We start from the raw sequence: 25,757 nt of genomic DNA, 5'->3' as shown, positions 1-25,757 counted from the left end.
TGCGCGATCTTTGCCCCAGTTGGTTCAGAAATCCAGCCCAAGGTCCAGCGTTGTCGCAGAATGTGTGAGCGCGCCCATGGAGATATAGTGCACCCCCGTCGCCGCGACCTCGGCAATGCGCGGCAATGTCATGTTGCCCGATGCCTCAAGCACGATGCGGCCCTTGGCCATTTCCACCGCTTCGTGAAGCGTCGCCGTGTCCATATTGTCCAGCAGCACCACATCTGCGCCGCCTTCGTCCAAGACCTCTTCAAGCTGCGCCAGCGTGTCCACTTCGATCTCGACGCGGATCATATGCGAGGCGTTGCTTTTCACCGCTTGCAAGACAGGCCGAATGCCCCCGGCTGCCGCGATGTGATTGTCTTTGATCAGGATCGCATCCGAGAGCGAAAAGCGGTGGTTGAACCCCCCGCCATGCAGCACCGCCTGTTTTTCCACCATCCGCAGCCCCGGCGTGGTCTTGCGGGTGCAGGTAATCCGGGTCTCGGTGCCCTTAGTCTCTGCCACGCAGGCCGCCGTGAGGGTGGCGATGCCCGACAGCCGCCCGGCAAAGTTCAACGCCACACGTTCTGCCGACAGGATCGCGGCGGCAGAGCCTTCGATCTCCATCAGCGTGTCGCCTTTGGCGATCGTGCTTCCGTCTTCTTTTAGCGTGCGAACCTCAAGCGATGGGTCGACGAGATGAAAGGCCAGCCGTGCGATCTGCATGCCGGAGACGACCCCCTCGGCGCGGGCGCGCAGGCGGGCGGAATAGGTCGTGCCCTCGGGGATCACGCTGCGGGTGGTGACATCGCCATAGGTACCGAGGTCTTCCATCAGCGCGGCGCGGACCAGCGGCTCAAGGATCAGGTCGGGCAGGGCGGTGGTCATGCGGGAAGTTCCTCAGGGTTGGAGCGGAATGCGGTGGCCTCGGCCAGTGTCAGAAAACTGCGCGCGGCCTCGGGGAGCGTGTCGGGGTAATCAGTGCGGCAATGTGCGCCGCGGCTTTCGCGGCGGGCGAGGGCGGCGGCAGTGATCAGCGTCGCGGTGGCGGTCATATTTTGCAGCTGTGCACAGTGCGGCTGTGCGGCTTCGATCTGCGCAATCGTGGCGAGGGCGCGTTGCAGCCCTTTCGCATCGCGCAGAACGCCGACATGGGCGGTCATGGTTTGGCGCAACTGCGCGACGAGGGTCTCATCGGGTGTTTCGCTTGCGGGCAGGTCTGGCAGGGTCACCGTTCCGCTGTCGCCGGTGCTGCATTCCTCAAGCATGTCCTGCGCCGCGCGGCGGGCAAAAACCAGCGCTTCGAGCAGCCCGTTCGATGCAAGCCGGTTCGCGCCGTGCAGCCCGGTCGAAGACGCCTCTCCACAGACCCAAAGCCCGGCGAGGCTGGAACGCCCATGCGCATCCGTGGCCACGCCGCCCATGTGGTAATGCGCGGCGGCGGCCACGGGGATCGGTTGGATCACCGGGTCAATGCCGTTGCGGGCACAGGCGGCGGCCACGGCGGGATACTCGGCCAGTACCGCAGGACCCAAGGCTGCACGGGTGTCGAGCATGGGGCGCAGGCCCGCTTGGGTCTGGGCAAAGATCGCGCGGGCCACGATGTCACGCGGGGCGAGTTCGGCGAGCGGGTGGACCTCGGTCATGAACCGCGCCCCCTCGCTGTTGATCAGATGCGCACCGGCACCGCGCAGGGCTTCAGTTGCCAAGGGGGCGGGGTCTTCGCCGCAGTCGATGGCGGTGGGGTGGAACTGCACGAATTCTGCATCGGCGATGAGCGCGCCTGCCCGTGCCGCCATCCCGATCACCTGCCCGCGAATGCGAGCTGGGTTGGTCGTCAGCGCATAAAGCCCGCCCGAGCCGCCGCCCGCCAGCAACACTCCCGCGCCGCGCAGCAGGGCGGGGGCGGAGCCTTCGGACTGGGCCAATTCGATCTCAACCCCGGTCACCTTGGTGCCATCGCTGTCCAAACCGCGGGCCAGCACGCCTTCAAGCACTTGGATCGACGGGGTATTGCGCACCCGCTCGATCAGGGCGCGCATGATCTCGGCCCCGGCCTGATCGCCCTGCACCCGCACGACCCGCGCGAAACTATGCGCCGCCTCGCGGGACATGACATAGCCGCCATCAGGGCTGCGGTCGAAAGCGGTGCCAAAGTCGGTCAGGGCAAGGATATGGGCGCGGGCCTCTTCCGTCACGGTCGCCGCGACGCGCGCCTCTACCGTGCCGGCACCGGCGGCGATGGTATCCAGCGCATGTGCCTCTGGGCTGTCGGCCTGCGCCATGGCGGCGGCCACACCGCCCTGCGCCCAAGCGGAACTGGCCCCCGACCCGAGCGTGTCAGGCGAGATCAGCAAAACCGGGCGGGGCGCAAGACAGAGCGCGGCGTAAAGCGCGCCCAGACCGGCCCCGACGATGATGATCCTGCCGGTTGTGATGTCCTGCACGGAGCGCGGCCCTTAAAGGCCGAGTTCGCGGGAGAGGTCGATCATCCGCTGCACCGCCACGCGCGCTTTTTCAGAGACTTCCGCCTCAACCTCGACCGCGCCAGACATGGTGTGCAGCGACCACAGCACCTTTTCGAGCGTGATCTTCTTCATGTAGGGGCACATGTTGCAGGGGCCGACGAAATCGACTTCGGGCAGCTCATCCGCGATGTTCGACGCCATGGAGCATTCGGTGACCAGCATCGCTTTCGCCGGTTTTTCGCGGTGCACATAGTCCAGAATGCCGCTGGTGGAGCCCGAAAAATCAGCCTCTGCCACCACATCGGGCGGGCATTCGGGGTGCGCGATGATGCGGGTGTCGGGGTTCCACTCGCGGTAATCGGCGATATCCTTGGCGGTATAGCGTTCGTGCACGATGCAGGCCCCGTCCCACCAGACGATGCGTTTCTCGGGCACCTGTTTGGCGATGTTCTGGGCGAGGTATTTGTCGGGCGTCATGATTACCGTGTCGCTCTCCATCGCCGCGACGATCTGCGCGGCGTTGGAGGAGGTGCAGCAGATGTCCGACGCGGCTTTCACCTCGGCTGTGGTATTCACGTAAGTCACCACCGGCGCGCCGGGGTATTGCGCGCGCATCTGCGCCACGCCCTCGGCGGTGATGCTTTCGGCCAGTGAACAGCCCGCTTCCATGTCGGGGATCAGCACGGTTTTTGACGGGTTCAGGATTTTCGAGGTCTCGGCCATGAAATGCACACCGCATTGCACGATCACATCGGCCTCAACCTCGGTCGCCTTGATCGCCAGTTGCAGGCTGTCGCCCACGAAATCGGCGATGCCGTGGTAGATGTCAGGCGTCATGTAGTTATGCGCGAGGATGACCGCGTTACGCTCTTTTTTCAGTTTGTTGATCGCGGCAACATAGGGGGCGTGAATGGCCCAATCGGGGGGCGAAACGACACGGTCCATCTTGGCGAAGATATCGGCCATTTCAGCCGCCAGCGCAGGCGATGGCGCGAGGTCATAATGGCGCTCAAGCTCGCTGGGCGAAAAGATTTCATCACGCATGGTCGGTCCCCCTCCGGCCTTGGCGCGTGTCACGGCACCGCGCTGGACACCACACCCGGCGTGCTGGCCATAGACGACTGGCGGGGTTTGGGCAAGCCAATACCCTTTATGGCAGGGCGATCAGCCTCTGTGGATCAGGTGAATTTGCGGAACAAACGGGTCTGATCAAACATCTCTTCCAGCCGCTCGGCCCGGTCTTTGGTGTCGGCCCAGTTGATGTCCTGCATGGCCGAGATCACGCTTTCCACCAGCAAAAGCGTCGCCGCCGCACTGTCCCAAGCCGAGGGCGCGACGATCCGGCTGGAGAAACAGATATCGGCAAGGCTATGCACCGGAGAGCGCCACTGGTCGGTAAAGAGGATGATCTTGGCCCCCCGCGCATGGGCCATTTCGGCCAGTTTCAGGGTGTTGTTCTCATAGCGGCGCACGTCGAAGATGACGAAGACATCGCCTTCGCCCACGTCGAGCAGGTAATGCGGCCAAGCGTTCGAGGTGGATTGGATATGGGTCACTTTCGGGCGGATGATCTGGGCGTGCAGGAACAGATATTCCGCCATCGTATGTGTAATACGCCCGCCGACGATGTAGAGCGGATGCTTGGTGTCCGCGATCATGGCGCAGGCCCGATCAAAGGTGGCGGGCTCAATCTGGCCGAGGGTATGGCGGATGTTGTCGATCACCGCGTCGGTGAACCGGTTGAGCACATGGCCCGAGGGCGCGCCTTCGGCCCATGTGTCATGTTTGGCGATGGGGTTCTTGGCCTTGGCCTTCAGTTCCTCGCGCAGCTCGTTCTGGAACTCGGGGTAGCCCTTGAACCCCAGCTTTTGCACCATCCGAGCCACGGTGGGGGTCGAGACATTGGCGTCCTTGGCCAGCGCGGTCAGCGGGCCGAGTCCGGAGGCCGGGTAATTTTCGAGAATCGAATGAGCCAACTGCCGCTCGGCGCGGGTCAAACGGTCCAGTTCTTGCTGGATGCGGTCAGAAATCGTCAGTGCCGGTTCAGCCATGGGCGCCTCTCTTTTGACGAGTAATAGCACAAACTGCGCGAGGGTGTAATAAATCCGACATAATTTTGTTGACAGACGCGACCGTCCGCAGGAGGTTCGATGCAACACAGGGGGATCGTGTGCCGGGGAAAAGCAACGCAATGCAAGAGGCCGTTGAGGTGATCAACGCAGGCGCCAATGCGTCAGTGGTGCTGGTCTGTGAGCATGCGTCCCGTGATATTCCTGCCCATTTTGACGGTCTTGGCATCGATGCCGCAGCTCGGGAAAGCCATGTCGCATGGGACCCCGGCGCGTTGAGTGTTGCGCGTGAGATGTCGGATGAACTGGATGCCGTGCTGGTCGCAGGCCGCGTTTCGCGGCTGGTTTACGACTGCAACCGCCCGCCAGAAGCGCCCGGCGCGATGCCTGCGCAGAGCGAGATTTTCGCGATCCCCGGTAATGCGACACTCGACGAGGCTGCCCGCGCCGAACGGGTGGCGCGCTACTACGAGCCGTTCCGCGCCACGCTTGCCGCCACGATCAAGCGCGTCGACGCGCCGGTGATCGTGACGGTGCATAGTTTCACGCCCATCTACCATGGCAAACCGCGTGCAGTGGAGATTGGTATTCTGCACGACAGCGACACCCGTTTGGCCGATGCAATGCTCGCCGTCGCGGCAGATCACACCGACCTTAACGTCGAGCGCAACGAACCTTACGGCCCCCAAGACGGCGTGACCCATACACTGAAAGAACATTGTTTGGTGCATGGCCATCCGCATGTCATGTTGGAAATCCGCAATGACCTGATCACAACCGAGGCCGGGCAGCAGCAAATGGCCGCGATGATCAGCAACTGGCTCCGCGCCGCCTTGGCCCGGCCCGAGATGAAGGACGCCAAACCATGAAATTCATGCGTGGCTATATCCGGGGCATCGACGCGATGAACCGACGGATCGGGCGGATCATGATGTATGGCATCTTTGTCCTGATGGGGGTGCTTTTGTGGTCCACCGTGAGCAAGGCGTTTTTCGTCCCGTCGCTCTGGACGCTGGAAATGGCGCAGTTTGTGATGGTGGGCTATTACATTTTGGGCGGGCCCTATTCGATCCAACTGGGCTCGAACGTGCGGATGGACCTGCTCTATGGCGATTGGTCGCTCCGCCGCAAAGCGTGGTTTGACTTATTCACTGTCTTCTTCCTGATCTTCTATCTCTGCGTGCTGCTATATGGCGCAATCAGCTCGACGGCCTATTCGCTGGGATACTGGGGGACCGAGCCTTTCAGCTTCTTTAGCGGTCTGGTCACCGGCACTGAAGAGATCGGCCATATGGAGAAATCTAGTTCCGCTTGGCGGCCCTACCTCTGGCCCATCAAGGTCGTGATGATCGTCGGTATCTTTCTGATGCTGCTGCAATGTCTGTCGGAGCTCTTGAAAGACGTGCTGCGGCTCAAGGGTGAGGCCATCTGATGTCTTATGAAATGATCGCGACATTGATGTTCTCATCGATGATGCTGATGCTGCTGACCGGCCAGCGGGTGTTTGGCGCCATCGGCTTTATCGCCGTGGTCTCGGCGCTGCTGCTTTGGGGCGACAAGGGCGGATATGACATCGGCTTTGCCGCCGCGATGAAGCTGATGAAGTGGTATCCGCTGCTGACGCTGCCGATGTTTATTTTCATGGGCTATGTGCTGAGCGAGAGCCGCATTGCCGATGACCTCTATAAGATGTTCCACGTCTGGATGGGCGGCGTACGCGGCGGGCTGGCGATTGGGACGATTGGTCTGATGGTGCTGATCTCGGCCATGAACGGGCTGAGCGTGGCGGGGATGGCGATTGGCTCGACCATTGCGCTGCCGGAATTGCTGAAGCGCGGGTACGACAAAAGGATGGTGACGGGGGTGATCCAAGCGGGGTCGAGCCTTGGCATCCTCGTGCCGCCCTCGGTGGTGCTGGTGCTTTACGCGATGATCGCGCGGCAGCCGGTGGGGCAACTGTGGCTCGCGGGGGTGATCCCGGGGCTCATGATGGCGGCGATGTTCATTGCCTATATCGTGATACGGTGCCGCATGAACCCTGAGCTTGGCCCCATCCTCTCGGCCGAAGATCGCGACATTCCCCGCGCCGAAAAACTGCGCCTGCTGCGCGCGGGCATCCTGCCGCTAGTGATCTTTGCGGTGATGATGGTGCCGTTTGTGCGCGGCTGGACCAGCCTTGTGGAAAGTTCGGCCATCGGTGCGGGTGCGGCCTTCCTCGCCGCCGTTCTGAAGGGCCGGATGACGCGCGAAGTTTTTGAAAACTCCGTCCGCAATACGCTGGGTATCACCTGCATGTTCATGTGGATTATTCTCGCCGCGCTGGCTTTTGGCGCGGTCTTTGACGGGCTGGGCGCGGTCAAGGCGATTGAGAGCCTCTTTACCGAGAAGATGAACCTGAGCCCGTGGATGATCCTGATCATGATGCAACTCAGCTTTATCATCATGGGCACCTTCCTTGATGACACGGCGATGCTGGTCATCGTGGCCCCGCTCTATGTGCCCTTGGTCGGTGCGCTGGGCTTTGACCTGATCTGGTATGGTATCCTTTATACGATCACCACGCAGATCGCCTATATGACGCCGCCGTTTGGCTATAACCTGTTTTTGATGCGCGCCATGGCTCCGCCGGAGATTACCCTGCGCGACATCTATGCTTCGATCACGCCCTTCGTGCTGGTGATGGTCTTGGCGCTGATACTTGTCATGGTCTTCCCACAGATCGCGACATGGCTGCCCGATTACATCTACGACAAATAACAACGAGAGCCGCGCAAAGACGGCCTGATATTTCAACAAAGGAGAGACGTATGACCACTCGCAGAAAGTTTCTAAAAGGGGCCGCCGTTGCCGCCCCAGCGGCCCTCGCCGCGCCGTCCATTGTCCATGCCCAAGCGCCGATCAAGTGGCGCCTGCAGACTTACGCGGGCGCCGCATTAGGTGAGCAGGTGACCAAGCCTGCCGTCGACTACATCAACGCCGCCGCCAATGGCGAGATGGAGATCGAACTGTTCTACGCCGACCAGATCGTGCCCACCGGTGAGCTGTTCCAAGCCATGCAGCGCGGCACCATCGACATGGTGCATTCCGATGATGATAGCATGGCCTCGCCCACGCCGCTGCAGCAATTCGGCGGGTATTTCCCCTTTGCCACCAAGCACATCCTCGACGTGCCGGTGCTGTTCAATCAGTACGGGTTGGCCGACATCTGGAAAGAAGAATACGCCAAGGTCGGCGTCGAATGGCTGTCGGCCGCGGGCCAAGACCCTTGTAACTTCAACACCACCAAAGAGATCAAATCGGTCGCCGATCTGGATGGTTTGAAGCTCTATACCTTCCCCACCGCGGGCCGCTTCCTGTCGAAGTTCGGCGTGGTGCCGGTGAACATCCCTTACGAAGACGCCGAGGTCGCGGTGCAAACAGGCGAGCTCGACGGCATGGCGTGGTCGGGCATCACCGAAGACTACACCGTTGGCTGGGCCGATGTGACCGACTACTTCCTCACCAACAACATCTCGGGTGCTTGGATCGGGTCGTTCTTCGTCAACCAGCAACAGTGGGCCGATCTTCCGGATCACCTCAAGCAGTTGGTCATGGCGGGGATCGAAGCGGGCCATACCTACCGCAACCAGTGGTACTGGGGCGGCGAGGCGCGTCTGCGGGCGCAGGGCGACAAGCTCAAACTCAGCACAGTACCCGCCGACGAATGGGCCGAGGTCGAAAACGCGGCCAAGGAGTTCTGGACAGAGATCGCCGAAGAAGGCGAAGTGCACGCCAAGATCGTGCAGATCTTCCGCGACTATAACGACGTTATCAACAAAGCCGGTCCGCCCTATACAAACGGCTGAACCGACAACCGGGGGCGCGCTGCCTGCGCCCCCGCCTTACCCTTGAAGTGGACTGAACATGCCCGGCACCCTGACATTCGATGCGCTGAAGAAAATGGTCAAAGACGGCTCGGTGGATACCGTTCTTGCCTGCCTTGTGGACATGCAGGGCCGGCTGATGGGCAAGCGTTTCCACGCCGTGAACTTTGTTGAGACCTCCTACAAAGAAACCCATTGCTGCAATTACCTGCTGGCCACCGACCTTGAGATGAGCACGCCCGAAGGCTTTGCCTCCACCTCATGGGAGACGGGCTATGGCGACTACGTCATGCAGCCCGACCTTGATACGATCCGCCCGGTGCCGTGGCTCGAAGGCACCGTGATGGTGCTTTGCGATGTGATGGATCACGACACCCATGCGCCGGTGCCCCATTCCCCCCGCGCCATGCTGAAAAAGCAGATCGCGCGGCTGAAAGAACTGGGCTTTGACGCGATGATGGCCACCGAATTGGAGTTCTTCCTCTTCGAGCAGAGCTTTGACGCGCTGCGCAAAGATGGCTACCGCAACCTCGTGCCGTTCAGCGGCTACAACGAGGATTACAACATTTTCCAGACCACCAAAGAAGAGAACGTGATGCGCCCCGTGCGCAACCACCTCTTTGCCGCTGGCTTGCCGATTGAGAATTCCAAAGGCGAGGCCGAAGCGGGGCAGGAAGAGCTTAACATCCGCTATTCCCCGGCCCTCGACTGTGCCGACTACCACACAATCGCGAAACACGCGGTCAAGGAAATCGCGTGGCAGCAGGGTCAGGCGGCAAGCTTCTTGCCCAAGTGGGACAAGGACCGGGTGGGCTCCTCCAGCCATGTGCACCAGTCGCTGTGGAAAGACGGCAAGCCGATGTTCGTCGATTCCAACGATGAACTGGGCATGTCCGACCTGATGCGCCACTACATGGCCGGGCTGATCGCCTATGCGCCGGAATATACCTATTTCCTTGCGCCCTATATCAACAGCTACAAGCGTTTCGCCAAAGGCACTTTTGCCCCGACCAAGACCGTTTGGTCGGTCGACAACCGCACCGCGGGTTTCCGCCTGTGCGGGGCGGGGACCAAAGGCGTGCGCGTCGAATGCCGTATTGGCGGATCGGATCTAAACCCTTATCTGGCGCAGGCGGTCATGCTGGCCGCCGGGATCAAAGGGATCGAAGACAAGATGGAGCTGGCCCCGCCCACACGCGGCGATGCCTACGGTGAAAGCAAAGCCGTCGATATCCCCCAGACCCTGCGGGCAGCAACCGAGACCCTGCGCGGCTCGACGTTCTTGCGCGAGGTGCTGGGCGACGATGTAGTGACCCATTACACCCGCGCGGCGGAATGGGAGCAGGAAGAATATGACCGGGTGGTGACCGATTGGGAAATCGCCCGCGGCTTTGAAAGGGCCTGAGAATGACGACAGTAAAATGTATCTCTCCGATTGACGGTTCGGTCTATGCGGAGCGCGAAACCCTGAGCAATGACGTGGCGCTTGAGGCTGTTGCCCGCGCTCGCAAAGCGCAAAAGGCATGGGCGGCACGGCCCTTGCAGGAACGTGTCGATCTGGTGATGGGCGCGCTGAAAGAGATTGAGAATTCCACCGACCGGATGACCGAGGAACTGGCCCATCAGATGGGCCGCCCGGTGCGCTACGGCGGCGAATTCGGCGGTCTGCAGGAACGCACCAGCCACATGGCCAAGATCGCAGCCGATGCGCTGGCCCCCACGGTAATTGAAGACAGCGAAGCCTTTAGCCGCAAGATCATGCGTGAGCCGCATGGCGTGGTCTTTGTCGTGGCACCGTGGAACTACCCTTACATGACCGCCAACAACACCATCGCGCCTGCGCTCATTGCCGGGAATTCGGTGATCTTGAAACACGCCTCGCAGACCATTTTGGTCGGCGAGCATCTGGCCGATGCCTACCGCGCGGCGGGCGTGCCCGAGGATGTGTTCCAGAATGTGGTACTGAGCCATGACACCACCTCGGCGCTGATCGCCGACAATGCGTTCGATTTCGTGAACTTCACCGGTTCTGTCGGCGGTGGGCAGGCGATGGAGCGCGCGGCGGCTGGCACCTTTACTGGCGTAGCGACCGAGTTGGGCGGCAAAGACCCGGCCTATGTCCGGGCGGATGCCAACCTTGATGCCGCCGTCGATGGCGTAATGGACGGTGCGATGTTCAACGCGGGCCAGTGCTGCTGCGGGATCGAGCGGATCTATGTGCACGAAAGCCTCTACGACGCTTTCGTGGAAAAGGCCGTGGCTTGGGTGAACAACCTCAACCTCGGTAACCCATTGGAAGAGGCGACCACGCTCGGCCCGATGGCCAATGTCCGCTTCGCCAATGAGGTCCGCGCCCAGATCGACGAAGCGCTGGCCGATGGGGCCAAGGCCCATATCGAAAAGATGCCCGCCGATGATGGTGGCGCTTACCTCACCCCGCAAATCCTGACAAATGTGACCCATGAGATGCGCGTGATGCGCGACGAAAGCTTCGGTCCCGTCGTCGGCATCATGCCGGTGAAGGGCGACGAAGAAGCCATCGCGCTGATGAACGACTGTCAGTTTGGTCTGACCGCTGCGATCTTCACCGCCGATGCAGAGGCCGCCGATGCCATCGGTCAGCGGCTCGAAACGGGCACTGTCTTCATGAACCGCGCCGATTACCTCGACCCGGCACTGTGCTGGACCGGTTGCAAGCAAACCGGGCGCGGCGCGGGCCTGTCTGAACTGGGCTATCACGCGCTGACACGCCCCAAATCCTACCACCTCAAGAAAGCCTGAGACATGTCCCTGACTGCCAATTGGTCTTACCCCACCGCCATCCGCTTCGGCGCAGGCCGGATTAAAGAGATCGCCGAAGCCTGCGCCGCTGCTGGTATCAAAAAACCCCTGTTGGTGACCGACAAAGGGCTGGCCTATCTACCAATCACCCAATCCACGCTCGACCTGATGGAAGCCGCTGGCCTTGGCCGGGCGATGTTCTCGGACGTTGACCCGAACCCGACCGAGATGAACGCCGAAGCAGGCATCAAGGTCTACCGCGACGGCGGCCATGACGGCGTGATCGCCTTTGGCGGCGGCTCGGGGCTTGATCTGGGCAAGGTCATCGCCTTCATGTCCGGCCAAACCCGCCCGCTGTGGGATTTTGAGGATATCGGTGACTGGTGGACCCGCGCCGATGCGGACGGTATCGCGCCGATCGTGGCTGTGCCGACAACAGCCGGCACCGGGTCGGAAGTGGGCCGCGCCAGCGTCATCACGAATTCGCAGACCCATGAGAAAAAGATCATCTTCCACCCCAAAATGCTGCCCGCCGTCGTGATCTGCGACCCGGAGCTGACCGTCGGCATGCCGCCGATGATCACCGCAGGCACCGGGATGGATGCTTTCGCCCACTGCCTCGAAGCCTTCTGCTCGCCGCATTACCACCCGATGAGCCAAGGCGTGGCGCTGGAAGGGATGCGTCTGGTCAAGGAATATCTGCCGCGCGCCTATGCCGATGGCAGTGACCTTGAGGCGCGCGGGCATATGATGTCCGCCGCGGCCATGGGCGCCACGGCGTTTCAAAAGGGTCTGGGCGCGATCCATGCCATCAGCCACCCGATTGGCGCGGTACATCACACGCACCACGGCACCACCAACGCGGTTGTCATGCAACCCGTCCTGCGTATGAACCGCCCCGCGATCGAAGAGCGTCTGACCAAAGCGGCGGCCTATCTTGATATCGTCGGCGGCTTTGACGGGTTTTACGATTTCGTCGGCAAGCTGAACGAAGAGTTGAACATCCCCAGTTCACTGACCGCCCTTGGCGTGACGGACCCGGATATCGACGCGCTGGTGGCCTCGGCCTTGCAAGACCCAAGCTGCGGCGGCAACCCGATTGAACTGACCAAAGAGAATGTCACGCAGCTGCTGCGCGACTGCTTTTAAAACGCAAAACGGGGGGCCGGATCACCGGCCCCCCGTTTCTTAAAAACCAGTGAAACGTCGGATTATTCAGTCGTTTTGGCTTCTTCCATATCCGCTTCAGTAACCTCGGGCCCGACCAAAACCAGATACGCCCAAACATCCTTGGCGTCTTCTTCGTCTCTCAGACGGTAAGACATCTTGGATTTGGCGCGGTTCGTGTCGAGATAGCTGGCCAGAAACTTCTTGGGATCGGCGACGTATCCGGCGAAGTCTTCTTCGTTCCACGCCAGCCCGGCTTCGCCGGCTTCAACGAGGGAATCGCCATAGCGGTAGTCTTCGACCGACCCCGCCACGCGGTTGTAGATTCCATAAAGGTTCGGCCCGGTGCGGCCGCCTTTCTGGATGTCATTGCCCTCATCATCTTGGATCATGTGGCAGCTTTTGCATTTGCGAAATACTTTTTCCCCGGCTTCGGCATCCCCGGTGGCATGGCTTTCCGCCCAGAGGGGCGTGGCCCCAAGGCAGATGGCGAAGATCGACGCGATACGCATGTTCATTGTGAGTTCCTTTGTCTGGCTGATTTGAAACTAGCGTTTGGGGCGAGGGGGTAAAGCATATCGGCTGCGCCAAAAGGTAGCATGGGCGGGCCGCGGGCCGGTTAGCGGTTGAGACCAAGGGGAATTCCTCCGATAACTGCCGGTGAATTTCTTCTGCTTCGAGGGTGAGATGAACACAACGGCGAGCCGCCTCTGATGGAGATCATGGTCCCCGCTTGGGTCGACGGCACCCTGCAACCGGTTGAAAAACTCGCCGCGCATGAGCGCGGTTTGCGGCATATGGCGGTTTCGGTCTTTGTGATCGCGGACGGCAAGCTGCTGATGCAGCAACGCGCGCTTGGCAAATACCACACCCCCGGCCTCTGGGCGAACACCTGCTGCACGCATCCGCAATGGGATGAGCCGCCCCAAGCCTGCGCCACACGGCGTTTGGATGAGGAGTTGGGGATCACCGGGTTGGACCTTCAGCATCGCGGACAAGTCGAATACCGCGCTGATGTTGGTGGGGGGCTCATTGAGCATGAGGTGGTTGAGGTCTATCTCGCCCATGCCGCGCCAGATCTCACGATTACGGAAAATCCTGATGAGGTGTTGGCGACGCGCTGGATCACCCTTGGCGATCTACATGCCGACCTCGCGCAGCATCCCGATGACTATACGCCTTGGCTGCGGATTTACATGGCCGAACACAAAGGTCTGATCCTTGGCGACGGGGCGATGGAATAACAGAAAGGCGGGCCAGAGATGACCGACGACATGCAAGACCAAAAGACACGCGCGGCGGATTGGTTCCGCAAGCTTCGCGATGACATCGTGCAGGCGTTCCACGACATCGAAGCGCGTCATGTCCGCGAGGAAGAAGCCGGGCGTTTCGTGGTCAGCAACACCACGCGCACCGCGCCCGACGGGTCAGATGCGGGCGGCGGTGAGATGAGCGTGATGCGCGGCGGGCGGGTGTTCGAGAAGGTGGGCGTCAATATCTCCACCGTCTACGGCACTTTGGGCGAACGCGCACAGGTGGCGATGGCCGCGCGCAAAGGCCTGCCGGGCATGGCTGATGATCCGCGTTTTTGGGCCTCGGGGATCAGTCTGGTCGCGCATATGCAAAACCCGCATGTGCCTGCTGTGCATATGAACACGCGAATGTTCTGGACCCCTCATGCTTGGTGGTTCGGGGGTGGGGCGGATTTGAACCCTTGTATTGAGTATGACGAGGACACCGCCCATTTTCATGCTGAGATGAAGGCCGCCTGCGACCCCCATGGTGCCACGCTCTATGACGAGTTGAAGGCTTGGGCGGATGAGTATTTCTACATCCCGCATCGCAAACGGGCGCGGGGTGTGGGCGGTATCTTTTATGACGACCGCAACAGCGGTGATTGGGCGGCGGATTTCGCCCTGACGCAGGATGTGGGCCGGGCGTTTCTGCCCGCCTATGTGCCACTGGTCGACAAGCGGCGCGAGATTGAGTGGGACATGGACGACAAGGACGTGCAACTGCGCCACCGTGGGCTCTATGCGGAGTATAACCTCGTTTATGATCGGGGGACGAAGTTCGGGTTGGAAACGGGGCATGACCCTGACGCAGTGCTGATGAGCCTGCCGCCAATGGCGAAGTGGGTGTGAACTGAGGCTGGGCAACAAGCAGGCAGGAGGCGCTGCACAATCGAGAGGCAGCCTTCCGCCCTTTTCTGTTAGAGCGACAAAGAAACGGCGAAGGTGCCATCCAGCCCGGAATCAAGCCGCAGGCGCCGGGCAATCGCCTGCCCGCCCGGACGGGTAGGCGATTGAGTGAGGCTGGGTTGGACACTGAGGACGCACATCATAGTTGAGCCATAAAGTGGCATGAACCAGTGTCGCATCGCCGACCCGCGGGCAGGCGATGGCCCTCCGGGTCTTACCCGCGCACCGTGTCGATCATCAACTGCACATTCTCCGGATCCGCATCCGGCGTGATGCCATGCCCCAGATTAAAGATATGCGGCCCCTTCGACAGCGCATCGACAATCGCCCGCGTCTCTTGCACCAGCGCATCGCCGCCCGTCACCATATGCGAGGACTTCAGGTTGCCCTGCACGCAGCCATTGGGTTGCACATGTTCGGCCACCCATTCGGCGCTGACGCCATCGTCGATAGCGATGCAGTCGGCACCAGTGGCCGCATGGAGATTGGCAAATCGCGCGCCCGCACCACGCGGAAACGCAATGATCGGCACATGCGGGTGGCGAGCCTTCAGCGCACTGATGATCTGGCGCAGCGGCTCGGTCGAATAACGATCGAAATCGGTGCCTTGAAGCGACCCGGCCCAGCTGTCGAAGAGCTTCACAACCTCGGCCCCCGCTTGGATCTGCATGTCGAGGTATTCGATTGTGGCCAGCGTAATCCGCTCCATCAGCGCATCGAAAACCTCTGGGTTTTCGTCCTTCAGCGCATGGGCTGGGCCCTGATCCGGCGTGCCTTTGCCCGCGATCATATAGGTCGCCACCGTCCATGGCGCGCCTGCGAAACCGATGAGCGTGGTTTCCTCGGGCAGTTCGCGTGACAGGATGCGCACGGTCTCGTAAATCGGGGCGAGGTGGTCGTGAATGGCATCCGCCGGCTTCAGCGCTTCCATCTCGGCCTTGGTGGTGATCGTCGACAGACGCGGCCCTTCGCCGGTGACAAACCACAGGTCCGCGCCAAGCGCCTGCGGCACCAGCAGGATGTCGGCAAAAAGGATCGAGCCATCAAACCCATAGCGTCGGATCGGCTGCAAAGTCACCTCGGCTGCCAATTCAGGGTTGTAGCAGAGCGACAGGAAATCCCCCGCCTTGGCCCGCGTCGCGCGGTACTCCGGCAGGTAGCGTCCGGCTTGGCGCATCATCCAAATCGGTGGGGTCGGCAGGGTTTCGCCCGCAAGGGCGCGCAGGATGGTCTTATTCGCAGTCATTATGGCGTTCCTAATTGTGGCAAACCCGTAGGTAGCGCAGGTACAGCAGTTGTCAGTTCATGTCGACGGGGGTAGGGATGCGTCATGACGTATCAGCTTCCCACCCCGGCCCAACCTCTCAACATCGGCACACGCGGATCGCTTCTGGCGCTTGCGCAAGCGAATGAGGTGCGCGACCGGCTCGCCGCCGCCTTTGACCTGCCGTTTGAGGCGTTTACGATTGTGGTTATCAAGACCACGGGCGACAAGATCATCGACCGCCCGTTGAAAGAAATCGGCGGTAAGGGGCTGTTCACCCGCGAGATTGAGGCCGCGCTGCTCGACGGCTCCATCGATATTGCGGTGCATTCGATGAAGGACATGCCGACGCTGCAACCCGGTGGGCTGTTGATCGACACCTATCTCCCGCGCGAGGATTGCCGCGATGCGTTTATCTCGCCGCACCTAAAATCCATCGCCGACCTGCCGCAGGGTGCGGTCGTTGGCACCTCCAGCCTGCGCCGCCGCGCCCAGGTGAAACTGCGGCGGCCCGATCTAGAAGTAGTCGAGTTTCGTGGCAACCTGCAGACCCGTTTGAAAAAGCTGGATAACGGCGTGGCCGAGGCGACCTTTCTTGCCATGGCCGGGCTGAATCGGCTGAAAATGGACGATGTGCCGCAGGCCGCCGTGCATCCCGATGACATGCTGCCCGCCATCGCCCAGGGGGCGATTGGGGTTGAACGCCGTGTTGATGACAGCCGCGCCGCCGACATGTTGGCCGCGATCCATGACCGCGCCACGGGCGAACAACTCGCCGCCGAACGCGCGTTTCTGGCAACGCTTGACGGCTCTTGCGAGACGCCCATCGCCGGATTGGCCGAACTCAACGGCACCGAAATGCGCTTGCGCGGTCAGGTGCTGCGCCCGGACGGGTCAGACGCCATCGGCGACGATGTGACCTGCGCCATTTCCGACGGGGCCGAGGCGGGCGAGGCGATGGCCCGCAAGCTTCTGGCCGAGGCCGGGCCGGGCTTCTTCGACTGGCGGGAATGATCGGCACCCTCTTCACGCTGAAACAGCTTGAAGCGCTGATCTGGGTCGCGGACCTTGGCAGCTTTCGTCGCGCCGCTGCACATCTGAACACGACACAGCCCAATATCTCGGCTCGGATTTCCGGGCTGGAGGCGACACTGGGTGTCACCCTGATGCAACGCGACGCCGGGTCGATCCGGCTGACTGAAAAAGGCACCGCCCTGCTGGCCCAAGCCCGCCGCGTGCTGCGCGAAGCCGAGGCACTGGTCGAGACCGCCGCGCGGCCTGACTTGATCGACGACAGCCTGCGCCTTGGGGTGACCGAGGTGGTCGCCAGCACATGGCTGCGCCCCTTCCTGCGCGCATTGGCCGAGGTCTATCCCAACCTCACCGTCGAACTTACCGTCGACCTGTCCCGCGATCTGGACCAAGAGCTTGCCGCCCATGCGCTTGACCTGACGTTGCAAACCGCGCCTTTCTCGACCCCGGCGAGCGGGCAGGTGGACTTGGCGACCTATGACTACATCTGGGTGGCCGCTCCTGAACTCGCCGCGCAGATCGGTCCCGCCCCCGACTTCGCCGCGATGCTGCGCCATCCGGTGCTTGGCCATGCGCGGCACACGCAGGCCCATTCCGATTTGATCCGCCATTTCGATGGCACCACCGCGCCCAAGGCCCGTTTGGTGCCTTCGAGCAGCCTGTCGGCGGCGATGAACATGGTGCTCGACGGGATGGGCGTGGCGGTAATGCCACGTGTCATGGTGGCAGGCGCGCTGGCCGATGGGGCGTTGCAGACCCTGCCCGCCGCATGGCACCCGCGCCCCTTGCAGGTCGCTGCGCGCTATCACGCGGATCGCACGCCCGCCTATGTCACCCGCGCCGCAGAACTGGCCCGGGGCTGCGCCCGGGCTTTCGAGGCAGAGGATCGAAAAAAGCTTTCACACCCATAGAATATAATAATTTGCACCGATGCTACGCCCGCTTCTATCCTGCGCCCAAACAGGAGAATGACATGGCGGCATCAACCATCCGACTGGGCGTAGACATCGGCGGCACCTTTACCGACGTGGTTCTGGAAAAGGGCGGCGAAAGCTTCTCGACCAAGGTGCTGACCACCTATGCCGCGCCCGAGAACGCGATCATCGACGGGATGCATCAGGTCTGCACCAAGGCCGGGGTCACCCCTGCCGACCTGACCCAGATCATCCACGGCACCACGCTGGCCACCAACGCGCTGATTGAGCGGCGCGGGGCCAAGACGGCGCTAATCACGACCCAAGGTTTCCGCGATGTGATCGAGATGCGCACCGAAAGCCGGTTTGAGCAATATGACCTGAACCTCAATCTGCCCGAACCGCTGCTGCCACGGCAGATGCGCTACACGGTCAGCGAACGTGTCGATGCCACCGGGGCCGTGCTGGTCCCGCTGGACCGGGCCGAGGTTGAGGCGCTGGCCGACCTTATCGCGGACGCCGGCTATGACAGTGTCGCCGTGGGACTGATCCATTCCTATCTGAACGACACGCATGAGCGGATGATCCGCGAGGTGTTGGAAGAGCGCCTGCCGGGGGTCATGGTCTCGATCTCTTCCGAGGTCTCGCCACAGATGCGCGAGTACGAGCGGTTCAACACCGTGGTCGCCAATGCCTATATTAAGCCGCTGATGAAAAGCTACCTCGGGCGGCTTGAAGGGCGGCTGCAGGAGGAAGGCGTCGGCTGCAACATCTTCCTGATGCATTCGGGCGGCGGCATCATCTCGATCGAAAGCGCCGCCGAATTTCCCGTGCGGCTGGTGGAATCCGGTCCGGCGGGGGGCGCGGTCTTTGCCGCCAACATCGCCGCCCGCTACGGGCTCGACAAGGTGCTGAGCTTTGACATGGGCGGCACGACGGCCAAGATTTGCCTGATCAAGAACCAGACGCCCAAGACCAGCCGGGTGTTCGAAGTGGCCCGGACCTATCGGTTCAAGAAAGGGTCGGGCATGCCGATTTCGATCCCGGTGATCGACATGGTGGAAATCGGCGCGGGCGGCGGCAGCCTCGCGCATGTCGATGCGATGCGCCAAATCCGGGTCGGGCCGGAAAGCGCGGGGTCAGAGCCCGGCCCCGCCTGTTATGGCCGGGGTGGCGCGAAACCCGCGGTGACCGATGCCGATCTGGTGCTGGGCAAGCTCGACCCCGACAATTTCGCGGGCGGCTCGATCCGGCTGGATACCGCAGGTTCCGAGACGGCGCTGCACCAGGTCATCGGGCAAGAGCTCGACATGGACGCCGCCACCGCCGCCTTCGGTCTGGCCGAGGTGGTGGACGAGAACATGGCCAATGCCGCGCGGGTGCATGCGGTGGAAAACGGCGAGGATCTCAGCGACTACACGATGATCGCTTTCGGCGGCGCGGCCCCGCTGCACGCCGGGCGGCTCTGTGAGAAACTGGGCGTCGAACGCCTGTTGGTGCCGCCCGGCGCCGGGGTCGGCTCGGCCATCGGGTTCCTGCGCGCGCCGTTTAGCTTCGAGGCCAACCGTTCGGTCTATATGAAGCTGTCGGATTTCGATGCGGATCGCATCAAGACGCTGCTGGCCGAGCTACGCGACGAGGCCACCGGCTTTGTCCGCAACTGCGACGCCGGGGCGGAAATTCTGTCGGAATACAAAGTCTACATGCGCTATAGCGGGCAGGGCTGGGAGATCCCCATCGTGCTGGATGAGGCAGACGCCCTAACCCCCGATGCCGCGCGGTTCGAGGCGCTTTTCGAGGCCGATTACGCCAAGCTTTTCGGCCGCACCGTAGAGGGGTTGGATATCGAGATCACGGTCTGGTCGGTCAATGCCACCACCCCGCCCGAGGCGGTCGCCCGCACCGCAGAGCAGTCCCCGGGTGCGGCGGCAGATGTGGCTCTAACACGGCGTATGTTCGACCCGGCGCTGGCCGAATACTGCGACGCCGACGTGGTCCTGCGCGACCAAATGGCCTCGGGACAGACCGCTCAAGGCCCCGCCGCGATCACCGAGGATGAGACGACGATCATCCTGCCCGCGTCACGCCGCGCCATCTGCCAGCCGGACGGCTGCATCGACATCACCGTGAAAGGGTAAGCCTATGGCACAGACACATTCAAACGTCGCCTATCAAGTCATGTGGAACCGCTTGATCTCGGTGGTTGAGGAACAGGCGCAGGCGTTGGTGCGCACGGCCTTCTCGACCTCGGTGCGCGAGGCGGGGGACCTTTCGGCAGGCGTCTATGACACCGACGGTCAGATGTTGGCGCAGGCGGTCACCGGCACGCCCGGCCACGTCAACGCCATGGCCGATGCGGTGGCGCATTTTATCCGCCGCATCGGGCGGCAGAACATCTTTGAGGGTGATGTCTATATCACCAACGACCCTTGGGAGGGGACGGGCCATCTGCATGACATCACCATGGTCACGCCGTCTTTTCACCGTGGCAAGCTGGTCGGATTTTTTGCCTGCACCGCGCATATCGTCGACATCGGCGGGCGTGGCTTTGGCGCGGATGCGGCGAGTGTTTATGAAGAAGGGCTCTATCTGCCGATCATGAAGTTCGCCGATGCGGGCAAGGTCGACGCGACGCTGGTGCGGATCATTCGGGGCAATGTGCGCGAGCCGGATCAATTGGTCGGCGACATCTACGCGCTGACCACCTGCAACGAGATCGGTCATCGCCGCCTGATTGACATGATGGAGGAGTTTGCCCTCGATGATCTGACTGGCATCGCGGGTTTCATCCTCGACAATTCCCGCCGCGCCACCTTGGAGCGCATCGCCGCCTTGCCGCGCCATCAGGCGACCGGCGAGATGACCATCGACGGATTCGATACGCCGATCACGCTGAAGGTCACGGTGAGCATTACCGAGGACCACATCCTGTCGGATTTCGCGGGCACGTCCGGGATCGATAGGAAGGGCATCAACTGCCCGCTGGTTTATACCAAGGCCTATGCCTGCTACGCCCTGAAATGCGCCATCGCGCCCGAAATCCCCAACAACGCCGCCTCGCTGGAGCCGTTCCGGATCACCGCGCCCGAGGACACCATCGTGAACGCCGTACACCCCGCACCCGTGGCCCTGCGGCACATTGTGGGTCACTTCGTGCCCGACACGGTCTACGCCGCGCTCGATCAGATCCTGCCGAACCTCGTGCCGGCCGAAGGGGCGGGCTGCCTGTGCAACTTCCAAGTCAGTTTGCGCCCGCGCACGGATGCGCAAGCCCCCGCAGGCGCGCGCCGGGCCGAGGTGCTGACCTTCAACTCCGGCGGCTCGGGCGCGCGGCCGCAGCATGATGGGCTGAACGCCACGGCCTTTCCTTCGGGCGTGATGACCATGCCGGTGGAGGCCACGGAACATGCCGGTCCTGTGGTGATCTGGCGCAAAGAACTGCGCCCCGACAGCGGCGGCGCGGGCCGCCAGCGCGGGGGGCTGGGGCAGTACATGGAAGTCAGCGCCCGCGCGGGGCATGAGTTCGACATGCAGGCCATGTTCGACCGGGTCGATCATCCCGCCCGTGGGCGGCAGGGTGGCGCTCCCGGTGCCCCGACCACGATCGCCCGCGACGATGGCACGCCGATGCGCGGCAAGGGCAAACAGTTCGTGCCGCATGGAGCAAAGGTGATGATGGCCTTTCCGGGCGGCGCGGGCTACGGCCCCGCCACCGAGCGCCCCAAGGACTTGGTGAAACGCGACCTTCTGCGCGGCTACATCAGCGCAGAGGTGGCAGCGGCAGACTATGGGCTGAGCGCCGAAGACATCCGCGAGGTGCAAGAGGCGATCCGCAAAGGTACGGACCTGTGAAAGAGTTGCCGCTCAAGGGTTTATAAGCGCACGGGGGTCATTGACTGTTGCAAAGCGCGGGTGTTCCTTGGCCGCATCATGCCAAGAGGAACCCAGTGATGTATGTGATTGACCCCCCAAAGCAAAGCAGCCTTGCCGTTCAAGGCACCAGCGACCGTTTCCCGGTGCGCCGCGTCTTTTGCGTGGGCCGTAACTATGAGGCGCATGTGCTTGAGATGGGCAATGACATGCGCGACCCGCCGTTCTTTTTCACCAAACCCGCCGATGCCACGCTCGATACGCCCTGCACCGTGCCCTATCCGCCGCTGACGGAGGATTTCCACTTCGAGGCAGAGCTTGTCATCGCCATCGGCAAGGGCGGCGCGAATATCGCGGAAGCTGATGTGATGGATCACATCTGGGGCGCATCTGTGGGCATCGATTTCACCCGCCGCGACCTTCAGGCGCAGGCCAAGAAGATGGGCCGCCCGTGGGACTGGTCCAAAGCCTTTGACAATTCCGCGCCCATCGCGCCGATCCTGCCCATCGCCGATGTCGCCTCGGTCGAGAAGGGCCGCCTTTGGCTGGCCGTGAACGGCGAGATGAAACAGGAAGCCGATCTGTCGCAGATGATCTGGTCGGTGCGCGAACATACCGCCACCCTGTCGCAGGCCGTGACGCTGGCACCGGGTGACATCATCATGACCGGCACGCCCGCCGGTGTCGCGGCTGTGAAGCCCGGCGATGTGATCACCGGGGGTGTCGACGGCATCTCTGAGTTCGAGGTCACCGTCGGCCCACGCGCCTAAAGTACGCGGCCCGGTCTAGGCCCCGGCCAGCGTGCGTTCTGCCCGCGCGCGGGCTTGGGCGGCCAGATCGGGCAGGCCGCTCTTTTCATAGACCGCGCCCAGCATCAGGTTCAGCGGCACGCCTTCGGGGTCATAGGTGCGGCGCATCTCAAGCACCTGCTGCGCGGCAGAGGCGCGGCCATCGCGCACCAGCGCATCAAGGTGGATCTGCTCGAAAAGATCGCGCTGCGCATGGCTGCCGCCGCATTCGGCCATGCGGGGCAGGGCCATGCCAAGCTCGCGGATCGCTGCGGCCCAATCCCCCTTGGCATGGGCGGCGATGCCGCGGGCGGCGGGCAGCGCGACTTCGGCCCATGCGGCATGGTCATGGGCCGAGGTCTCACTCGCGCGGTTGTTGATCGCGGCAAGCATCTCTGCCGCCTCGGGCCGCCCGGTGCGACAGAGGGCATAGAGATATTGCAGCGTCAGGAAGGGGCTGACCGTATCCGCCCCCCGCGCTGCGACATGGTCTGCCACATCGCCCCAACGGTCGCCCACATCGACGCCCGCGAACTCCATCCGCGCCAGCAGGGACACCGCGCCGACTTGGTCTTGGGAATAGTCTTTCTCAAGCCCCCAGATATGCTGGTCATAGGCGGCGCGCACATCGGCGTGACGGCCTTGGGACAGGTAGAACAATGCCAGATGCCACCAATTGTGGCTCCGCATGAAGGAGTTCAGATCAGTCCATGTCTCGGCCACGCTTTCCATAAACCGCGCGCCTTCCGCCACGCGGCCTTGCGTTAGCATCACATGGGCGAGCGCGTGATGCGCCCAAGGCTCATCGTGGCGCAACTCCATCGCGCGGCGGGCGGCGGCCTCGGCCCGGTCGAGCAGGTGGCACTGCTCGTAGCCAAAGGCGATCATGCCGTGGGCATAGGCAATGTCTTCGGCCTCGGGCAGGGATTTCAGCGCAAGGCGCAACATGCCAGCGGCATCGCCTGAGTTGAACAGATGGTATTGCGCCAGTTTCAGCATCGCCAGATCGCGCGGCCATTTGTCGGTGATGGCGTCACAGGCAGCAACGAGAGCGGGCACATCGCCGTCAATCCAGTGGCCTACGGCGCGGATGATCTCTTGCTCGCGGGCGTTGGCCCCGGTCGCGGCTGTGGCGCGTTCCAGATAGGGGCGAGCTTTTTCCGGTGCGATGGGGTGCTCAAGGAACATCCACAAAAGGGCGGCATAGGCATTGACCAGCGGCCCCTCCGGGTCGGCATCGGCCGCGGTGATGATGCCTGCGGCTTTGGGCTGGTAGGACAGAAAGCCGTGGATGAAATCGTTGATCGCCTGCAGGGTTTCCGGGCGGCTGGCAGAGGTTTCCAATCCGTAAAGGTCTTGTGTCATCTTGGGTCTCCGGCGGTGGCGTGGAATTGGCGCAGGTGTTGGGCGACAGCTTCGGCAGCGTCCCAATGGATCGAATGGCCTGCGTTTGGCAGGGTGGTCTGCGTCACGTTCGGGATCTGTGCAAAGGCGTCCTCGGCGGCGGCGCGGGGGATCAGCAGGTCTTCGGCCCCGTGGAGCACTTGGGTCGGGCAGGTCAGATCAAAGGGCCGCACCGTGGGGCGAAAGCCGCGCAGCGCTTCGAGTTGATGGGCCATGGCATCCGCGCTTTGCACATGGGGATAGGCCAATGCGGCGGCAAGGGCGGTTTCAGTATTTGTTGGATCGGAAAAGAAGCCGGGGGCGAAGATCCAAGGGTAGAGCGCGCGCAGCCAAAGCTGCTCCCCTTGCGGCGCGCGGCGCACGGCGAGCAGCGCGTCGAACACCGCCATGGTGCGCGGCGCACGAACCGGGGCAGAGGCGAGGATGCTCATCGCTTGGATGCGCTCGGGCGCTAGGCCAAAAAGCTCCATCGCCATCAGGCCGCCCATGGAATGGCCGACAACGTGAAACTTTGCGTGCCCCAGTTCATCCATCAACGCCAGCGCATCACGGGCCATCTGCGCGACGGAGGTTTCCGCGTCCCACGGCGTTGTGCGCCCGGTGCTGCGGTTGTCGGGCCGGATCAGGGTGAAATGATCCGAAAGCAGCGGTGCCAAAGAGCCCCAGCTTGCACTGTCGCTGAGCATGCCTGCCAGCATCAGCAGTGGCGGGCCGCTGCCGTCGACCTCGTAATGAAGGGAGATATCCGAGAGGGACAGATCAGGCATTCAGCGTGCTCCAACAGGGTAGAAGATCCCCTTGGGAGGGGGAGGCGGCAAAGATCGCGCGGGCGATGGCGCGTGACAGGCAAAGGGCGGCGGCATGGCCGATCATCGCTACGTCCCCCGCAGGTCGCGCCGCGGTTGAGAGGGAGAAAACCAGATCGCCGTCATTGGGCATATGCGCGGGCACCACCGCGCGGGCGATGCCGTCATGGGCGGCCACGGCAACGCGCTGGCATTCGGCTTTGGTCAACGTGGCATCGGTGGCGACGATGGCGATGGTGGTATTGGCGCGGGCCGACATGGCCGCCATCTTGCGGCTTTCAAAGGAGAGGCCCAGCCCGGCGGAGGGGTCGGGCCCCAGCCCGCCAAACTCTGCGTCGATCTCAAAGGGGGCGGCGTGGAAATGGCGGTCGCCGGGGGTGGTGACGGCGCCCACCGGATTGGCCCCCACCAGCGCACCGACCATGCTGCCATCGGGCAGTTGCAAACTGGCCGAGCCGAGCCCGCCTTTGACCATCGCGCTGAGCGCGCCGGTGCCCGCGCCGACAGAGCCTATTTCAAACTCTTCGCCGGCCGCTTCCATGGCCTTGCGGCCCAGATCGGCATAGGGGTTCTGCGCCCAATCCTTGTCTCCGCCGTTGAGTAAATCAAACAGGATCGCGCCGGGCACCAGCGGGATCAGCGCATTACCGACGCGAAACCCGCGCCCCTGCGCGCGCAGGGCATCCACCACGCCCGAACAGGCATCCAGCCCATAGGCCGAGCCGCCCGAGAGCACCAGCGCATCGACCGCCGCCACGGTCTTGTCGGGGGCCAGCAGGTCGGTCTCTCGCGTGCCGGGAGCGCCGCCCATGACGTGGACGGAGGCGGTGAAGGGCGCGTCGCCGATCAGCACGGTGCTGCCGGATTTCAGTCGCGCGTCCTGCGCATTGCCAACCTTCAGCCCTGCCACATCGGTGATCAGGTTGCGGGGGCCGGGGCGCATCGGGGCGGTCATGGGCGGCACCCGCGGGCTGCCGCGCTCTTCACGTGAAACATCCCCGTAATGGTGCAAATGGGCGAGGGGTCTAACAGTGGCATCGTCACTCCGGCATTGATTTCGGGCGGAGTTTGCGCGCTTCCCCAGCGGATGCCAAGGCCTGTGCTGCCAGAGATCTGCCCAACCGGATGCGCGCCATAAAAATGGGCGC

Annotated in this window: 23 protein-coding genes; 14 read left to right on the top strand and 9 right to left on the bottom strand. The window is 62.7% G+C overall.

The window, feature by feature from the left end; all coding sequences use genetic code 11:
- Window positions 1-24 precede the first annotated feature (24 nt).
- The 4 genes from nadC to J3456_RS12455 all read right to left on the bottom strand — a co-directional run bounded on the left by nadC (window position 25) and on the right by J3456_RS12455 (window position 4,501).
- Window positions 25-870 (bottom strand): carboxylating nicotinate-nucleotide diphosphorylase, encoded by an 846-nt coding sequence (nadC, locus tag J3456_RS12470; RefSeq protein WP_349580521.1) that lies wholly within the window; start codon window positions 868-870, stop codon window positions 25-27.
- Entirely contained in the window at window positions 867-2,429 is a 1,563-nt protein-coding gene (locus tag J3456_RS12465; protein ID WP_349580520.1) for an L-aspartate oxidase, read from the bottom strand. The genes nadC and J3456_RS12465 overlap by 4 nt, the downstream gene beginning before the upstream one ends.
- A 12-nt stretch (window positions 2,430-2,441) precedes the next feature.
- Window positions 2,442-3,494 carry a quinolinate synthase NadA gene (nadA, locus tag J3456_RS12460; protein ID WP_349580519.1) on the bottom strand — a complete coding sequence of 351 codons (1,053 nt, stop codon included), beginning with the start codon at window positions 3,492-3,494 and terminating at the stop codon, window positions 2,442-2,444.
- Between the two features lie 134 nt (window positions 3,495-3,628).
- A complete protein-coding gene (locus J3456_RS12455) occupies window positions 3,629-4,501 on the bottom strand; it encodes a MurR/RpiR family transcriptional regulator (protein ID WP_349580518.1) in 873 nt (290 codons plus the stop codon).
- Between the two features lie 140 nt (window positions 4,502-4,641).
- Here J3456_RS12455 and J3456_RS12450 point away from each other — a divergent pair, with 140 nt between their 5' ends.
- The 7 genes from J3456_RS12450 to J3456_RS12420 are packed head-to-tail and all read left to right on the top strand — an operon-like array spanning window position 4,642 to window position 12,312.
- The gene (locus J3456_RS12450; RefSeq protein ID WP_349580517.1) at window positions 4,642-5,388 is read left to right on the top strand and encodes an N-formylglutamate amidohydrolase; all 747 of its coding nucleotides are present in this window, start codon (window positions 4,642-4,644) and stop codon (window positions 5,386-5,388) included.
- Window positions 5,385-5,951, top strand: coding sequence for a TRAP transporter small permease subunit (locus J3456_RS12445; protein WP_349580516.1), 567 nt, complete (start codon window positions 5,385-5,387; stop codon window positions 5,949-5,951). Before J3456_RS12450 ends, J3456_RS12445 begins: the two co-directional genes overlap by 4 nt.
- Window positions 5,951-7,276, top strand: a complete 1,326-nt coding sequence (locus J3456_RS12440; RefSeq protein WP_067916408.1) for a TRAP transporter large permease — start codon at window positions 5,951-5,953, stop codon at window positions 7,274-7,276. Before J3456_RS12445 ends, J3456_RS12440 begins: the two co-directional genes overlap by 1 nt.
- A gap of 50 nt (window positions 7,277-7,326) precedes the next feature.
- Window positions 7,327-8,364, top strand: coding sequence for a TRAP transporter substrate-binding protein (locus J3456_RS12435; RefSeq protein ID WP_349580515.1), 1,038 nt, complete (start codon window positions 7,327-7,329; stop codon window positions 8,362-8,364).
- 58 nt (window positions 8,365-8,422) lie between these two features.
- The gene (locus J3456_RS12430; protein WP_349580514.1) at window positions 8,423-9,787 is read left to right on the top strand and encodes a glutamine synthetase family protein; all 1,365 of its coding nucleotides are present in this window, start codon (window positions 8,423-8,425) and stop codon (window positions 9,785-9,787) included.
- Between the two features lie 2 nt (window positions 9,788-9,789).
- A complete protein-coding gene (locus J3456_RS12425) occupies window positions 9,790-11,163 on the top strand; it encodes an aldehyde dehydrogenase family protein (protein ID WP_349580513.1) in 1,374 nt (457 codons plus the stop codon).
- 3 nt (window positions 11,164-11,166) lie between these two features.
- The gene (locus tag J3456_RS12420) at window positions 11,167-12,312 is read left to right on the top strand and encodes an iron-containing alcohol dehydrogenase (protein WP_349580512.1); all 1,146 of its coding nucleotides are present in this window, start codon (window positions 11,167-11,169) and stop codon (window positions 12,310-12,312) included.
- A 62-nt stretch (window positions 12,313-12,374) separates the two neighbouring features.
- Here J3456_RS12420 and J3456_RS12415 read toward each other — a convergent pair whose 3' ends face one another.
- Window positions 12,375-12,848: a c-type cytochrome gene (locus tag J3456_RS12415; RefSeq protein ID WP_349580511.1), complete on the bottom strand. Its 474-nt coding sequence runs from the start codon at window positions 12,846-12,848 to the stop codon at window positions 12,375-12,377.
- A 195-nt stretch (window positions 12,849-13,043) separates the two neighbouring features.
- On the opposite strand from J3456_RS12415, the gene idi reads away from it, so the two are divergent.
- Window positions 13,044-13,574, top strand: a complete 531-nt coding sequence (gene idi, locus J3456_RS12410; RefSeq protein WP_349580510.1) for an isopentenyl-diphosphate Delta-isomerase — start codon at window positions 13,044-13,046, stop codon at window positions 13,572-13,574.
- A gap of 18 nt (window positions 13,575-13,592) precedes the next feature.
- Entirely contained in the window at window positions 13,593-14,474 is an 882-nt protein-coding gene (hemF, locus tag J3456_RS12405; protein WP_349580509.1) for an oxygen-dependent coproporphyrinogen oxidase, read from the top strand.
- A 271-nt stretch (window positions 14,475-14,745) separates the two neighbouring features.
- Here hemF and hemE read toward each other — a convergent pair whose 3' ends face one another.
- On the bottom strand, window positions 14,746-15,777 hold the full coding sequence (gene hemE / locus J3456_RS12400; RefSeq protein ID WP_349580508.1) for a uroporphyrinogen decarboxylase: 1,032 nt from the start codon (window positions 15,775-15,777) through the stop codon (window positions 14,746-14,748).
- 84 nt (window positions 15,778-15,861) lie between these two features.
- Here hemE and hemC point away from each other — a divergent pair, with 84 nt between their 5' ends.
- The 5 genes from hemC to J3456_RS12375 all read left to right on the top strand — a co-directional run bounded on the left by hemC (window position 15,862) and on the right by J3456_RS12375 (window position 22,381).
- A complete protein-coding gene (hemC, locus tag J3456_RS12395; protein WP_349580507.1) occupies window positions 15,862-16,809 on the top strand; it encodes a hydroxymethylbilane synthase in 948 nt (315 codons plus the stop codon).
- Entirely contained in the window at window positions 16,806-17,738 is a 933-nt protein-coding gene (locus tag J3456_RS12390) for a LysR family transcriptional regulator (protein ID WP_349580506.1), read from the top strand. Before hemC ends, J3456_RS12390 begins: the two co-directional genes overlap by 4 nt.
- A 62-nt stretch (window positions 17,739-17,800) precedes the next feature.
- Window positions 17,801-19,879, top strand: coding sequence for a hydantoinase/oxoprolinase family protein (locus J3456_RS12385; RefSeq protein WP_349580505.1), 2,079 nt, complete (start codon window positions 17,801-17,803; stop codon window positions 19,877-19,879).
- A gap of 4 nt (window positions 19,880-19,883) precedes the next feature.
- A complete protein-coding gene (locus J3456_RS12380; protein ID WP_349580504.1) occupies window positions 19,884-21,593 on the top strand; it encodes a hydantoinase B/oxoprolinase family protein in 1,710 nt (569 codons plus the stop codon).
- Between the two features lie 98 nt (window positions 21,594-21,691).
- Window positions 21,692-22,381, top strand: coding sequence for a fumarylacetoacetate hydrolase family protein (locus J3456_RS12375; protein ID WP_317390396.1), 690 nt, complete (start codon window positions 21,692-21,694; stop codon window positions 22,379-22,381).
- A 15-nt stretch (window positions 22,382-22,396) separates the two neighbouring features.
- Here the strand turns inward: J3456_RS12375 and J3456_RS12370 are convergent, their stop codons facing one another.
- The 3 genes from J3456_RS12370 to J3456_RS12360 are packed head-to-tail and all read right to left on the bottom strand — an operon-like array spanning window position 22,397 to window position 25,552.
- On the bottom strand, window positions 22,397-23,764 hold the full coding sequence (locus J3456_RS12370) for a tetratricopeptide repeat protein (protein ID WP_349580503.1): 1,368 nt from the start codon (window positions 23,762-23,764) through the stop codon (window positions 22,397-22,399).
- Window positions 23,761-24,570 carry an alpha/beta fold hydrolase gene (locus tag J3456_RS12365; RefSeq protein ID WP_349580502.1) on the bottom strand — a complete coding sequence of 270 codons (810 nt, stop codon included), beginning with the start codon at window positions 24,568-24,570 and terminating at the stop codon, window positions 23,761-23,763. Before J3456_RS12365 ends, J3456_RS12370 begins: the two co-directional genes overlap by 4 nt.
- Entirely contained in the window at window positions 24,563-25,552 is a 990-nt protein-coding gene (locus J3456_RS12360; protein ID WP_349580607.1) for a P1 family peptidase, read from the bottom strand. Before J3456_RS12360 ends, J3456_RS12365 begins: the two co-directional genes overlap by 8 nt.
- Window positions 25,553-25,757: the final 205 nt, after the last annotated feature.

It is taken from the genome of Sulfitobacter sp. NFXS29 (assembly GCF_040148765.1).
Lineage (GTDB): Bacteria > Pseudomonadota > Alphaproteobacteria > Rhodobacterales > Rhodobacteraceae > Sulfitobacter.
The sequence above is the reverse complement of the archived record's forward strand: the minus strand, read 5'-3'. Positions and strand labels throughout refer to the sequence as shown.

What these genes read in the sequence shown, in the direction of transcription:
- J3456_RS12430 (WP_349580514.1), top strand. Translation starts at nt 8,423, where the DNA reads ATGCCCGGCACCCTGACATTCGATGCGCTGAAGAAAATGGTCAAAGAC.
- J3456_RS12380 (WP_349580504.1), top strand. Translation starts at nt 19,884, where the DNA reads ATGGCACAGACACATTCAAACGTCGCCTATCAAGTCATGTGGAACCGC.
- nadA (WP_349580519.1), bottom strand. Translation starts at nt 3,494, where the DNA reads ATGCGTGATGAAATCTTTTCGCCCAGCGAGCTTGAGCGCCATTATGAC.
- nadC (WP_349580521.1), bottom strand. Translation starts at nt 870, where the DNA reads ATGACCACCGCCCTGCCCGACCTGATCCTTGAGCCGCTGGTCCGCGCC.
- J3456_RS12450 (WP_349580517.1), top strand. Translation starts at nt 4,642, where the DNA reads ATGCAAGAGGCCGTTGAGGTGATCAACGCAGGCGCCAATGCGTCAGTG.
- J3456_RS12375 (WP_317390396.1), top strand. Translation starts at nt 21,692, where the DNA reads ATGTATGTGATTGACCCCCCAAAGCAAAGCAGCCTTGCCGTTCAAGGC.
- hemC (WP_349580507.1), top strand. Translation starts at nt 15,862, where the DNA reads ATGACGTATCAGCTTCCCACCCCGGCCCAACCTCTCAACATCGGCACA.
- hemE (WP_349580508.1), bottom strand. Translation starts at nt 15,777, where the DNA reads ATGACTGCGAATAAGACCATCCTGCGCGCCCTTGCGGGCGAAACCCTG.
- J3456_RS12425 (WP_349580513.1), top strand. Translation starts at nt 9,790, where the DNA reads ATGACGACAGTAAAATGTATCTCTCCGATTGACGGTTCGGTCTATGCG.
- J3456_RS12370 (WP_349580503.1), bottom strand. Translation starts at nt 23,764, where the DNA reads ATGACACAAGACCTTTACGGATTGGAAACCTCTGCCAGCCGCCCGGAA.
- J3456_RS12415 (WP_349580511.1), bottom strand. Translation starts at nt 12,848, where the DNA reads ATGAACATGCGTATCGCGTCGATCTTCGCCATCTGCCTTGGGGCCACG.
- J3456_RS12365 (WP_349580502.1), bottom strand. Translation starts at nt 24,570, where the DNA reads ATGCCTGATCTGTCCCTCTCGGATATCTCCCTTCATTACGAGGTCGAC.
- J3456_RS12440 (WP_067916408.1), top strand. Translation starts at nt 5,951, where the DNA reads ATGTCTTATGAAATGATCGCGACATTGATGTTCTCATCGATGATGCTG.
- idi (WP_349580510.1), top strand. Translation starts at nt 13,044, where the DNA reads ATGGAGATCATGGTCCCCGCTTGGGTCGACGGCACCCTGCAACCGGTT.
- J3456_RS12390 (WP_349580506.1), top strand. Translation starts at nt 16,806, where the DNA reads ATGATCGGCACCCTCTTCACGCTGAAACAGCTTGAAGCGCTGATCTGG.
- J3456_RS12445 (WP_349580516.1), top strand. Translation starts at nt 5,385, where the DNA reads ATGAAATTCATGCGTGGCTATATCCGGGGCATCGACGCGATGAACCGA.
- J3456_RS12435 (WP_349580515.1), top strand. Translation starts at nt 7,327, where the DNA reads ATGACCACTCGCAGAAAGTTTCTAAAAGGGGCCGCCGTTGCCGCCCCA.
- J3456_RS12385 (WP_349580505.1), top strand. Translation starts at nt 17,801, where the DNA reads ATGGCGGCATCAACCATCCGACTGGGCGTAGACATCGGCGGCACCTTT.
- J3456_RS12360 (WP_349580607.1), bottom strand. Translation starts at nt 25,552, where the DNA reads ATGCGCCCCGGCCCCCGCAACCTGATCACCGATGTGGCAGGGCTGAAG.
- J3456_RS12420 (WP_349580512.1), top strand. Translation starts at nt 11,167, where the DNA reads ATGTCCCTGACTGCCAATTGGTCTTACCCCACCGCCATCCGCTTCGGC.
- J3456_RS12455 (WP_349580518.1), bottom strand. Translation starts at nt 4,501, where the DNA reads ATGGCTGAACCGGCACTGACGATTTCTGACCGCATCCAGCAAGAACTG.
- hemF (WP_349580509.1), top strand. Translation starts at nt 13,593, where the DNA reads ATGACCGACGACATGCAAGACCAAAAGACACGCGCGGCGGATTGGTTC.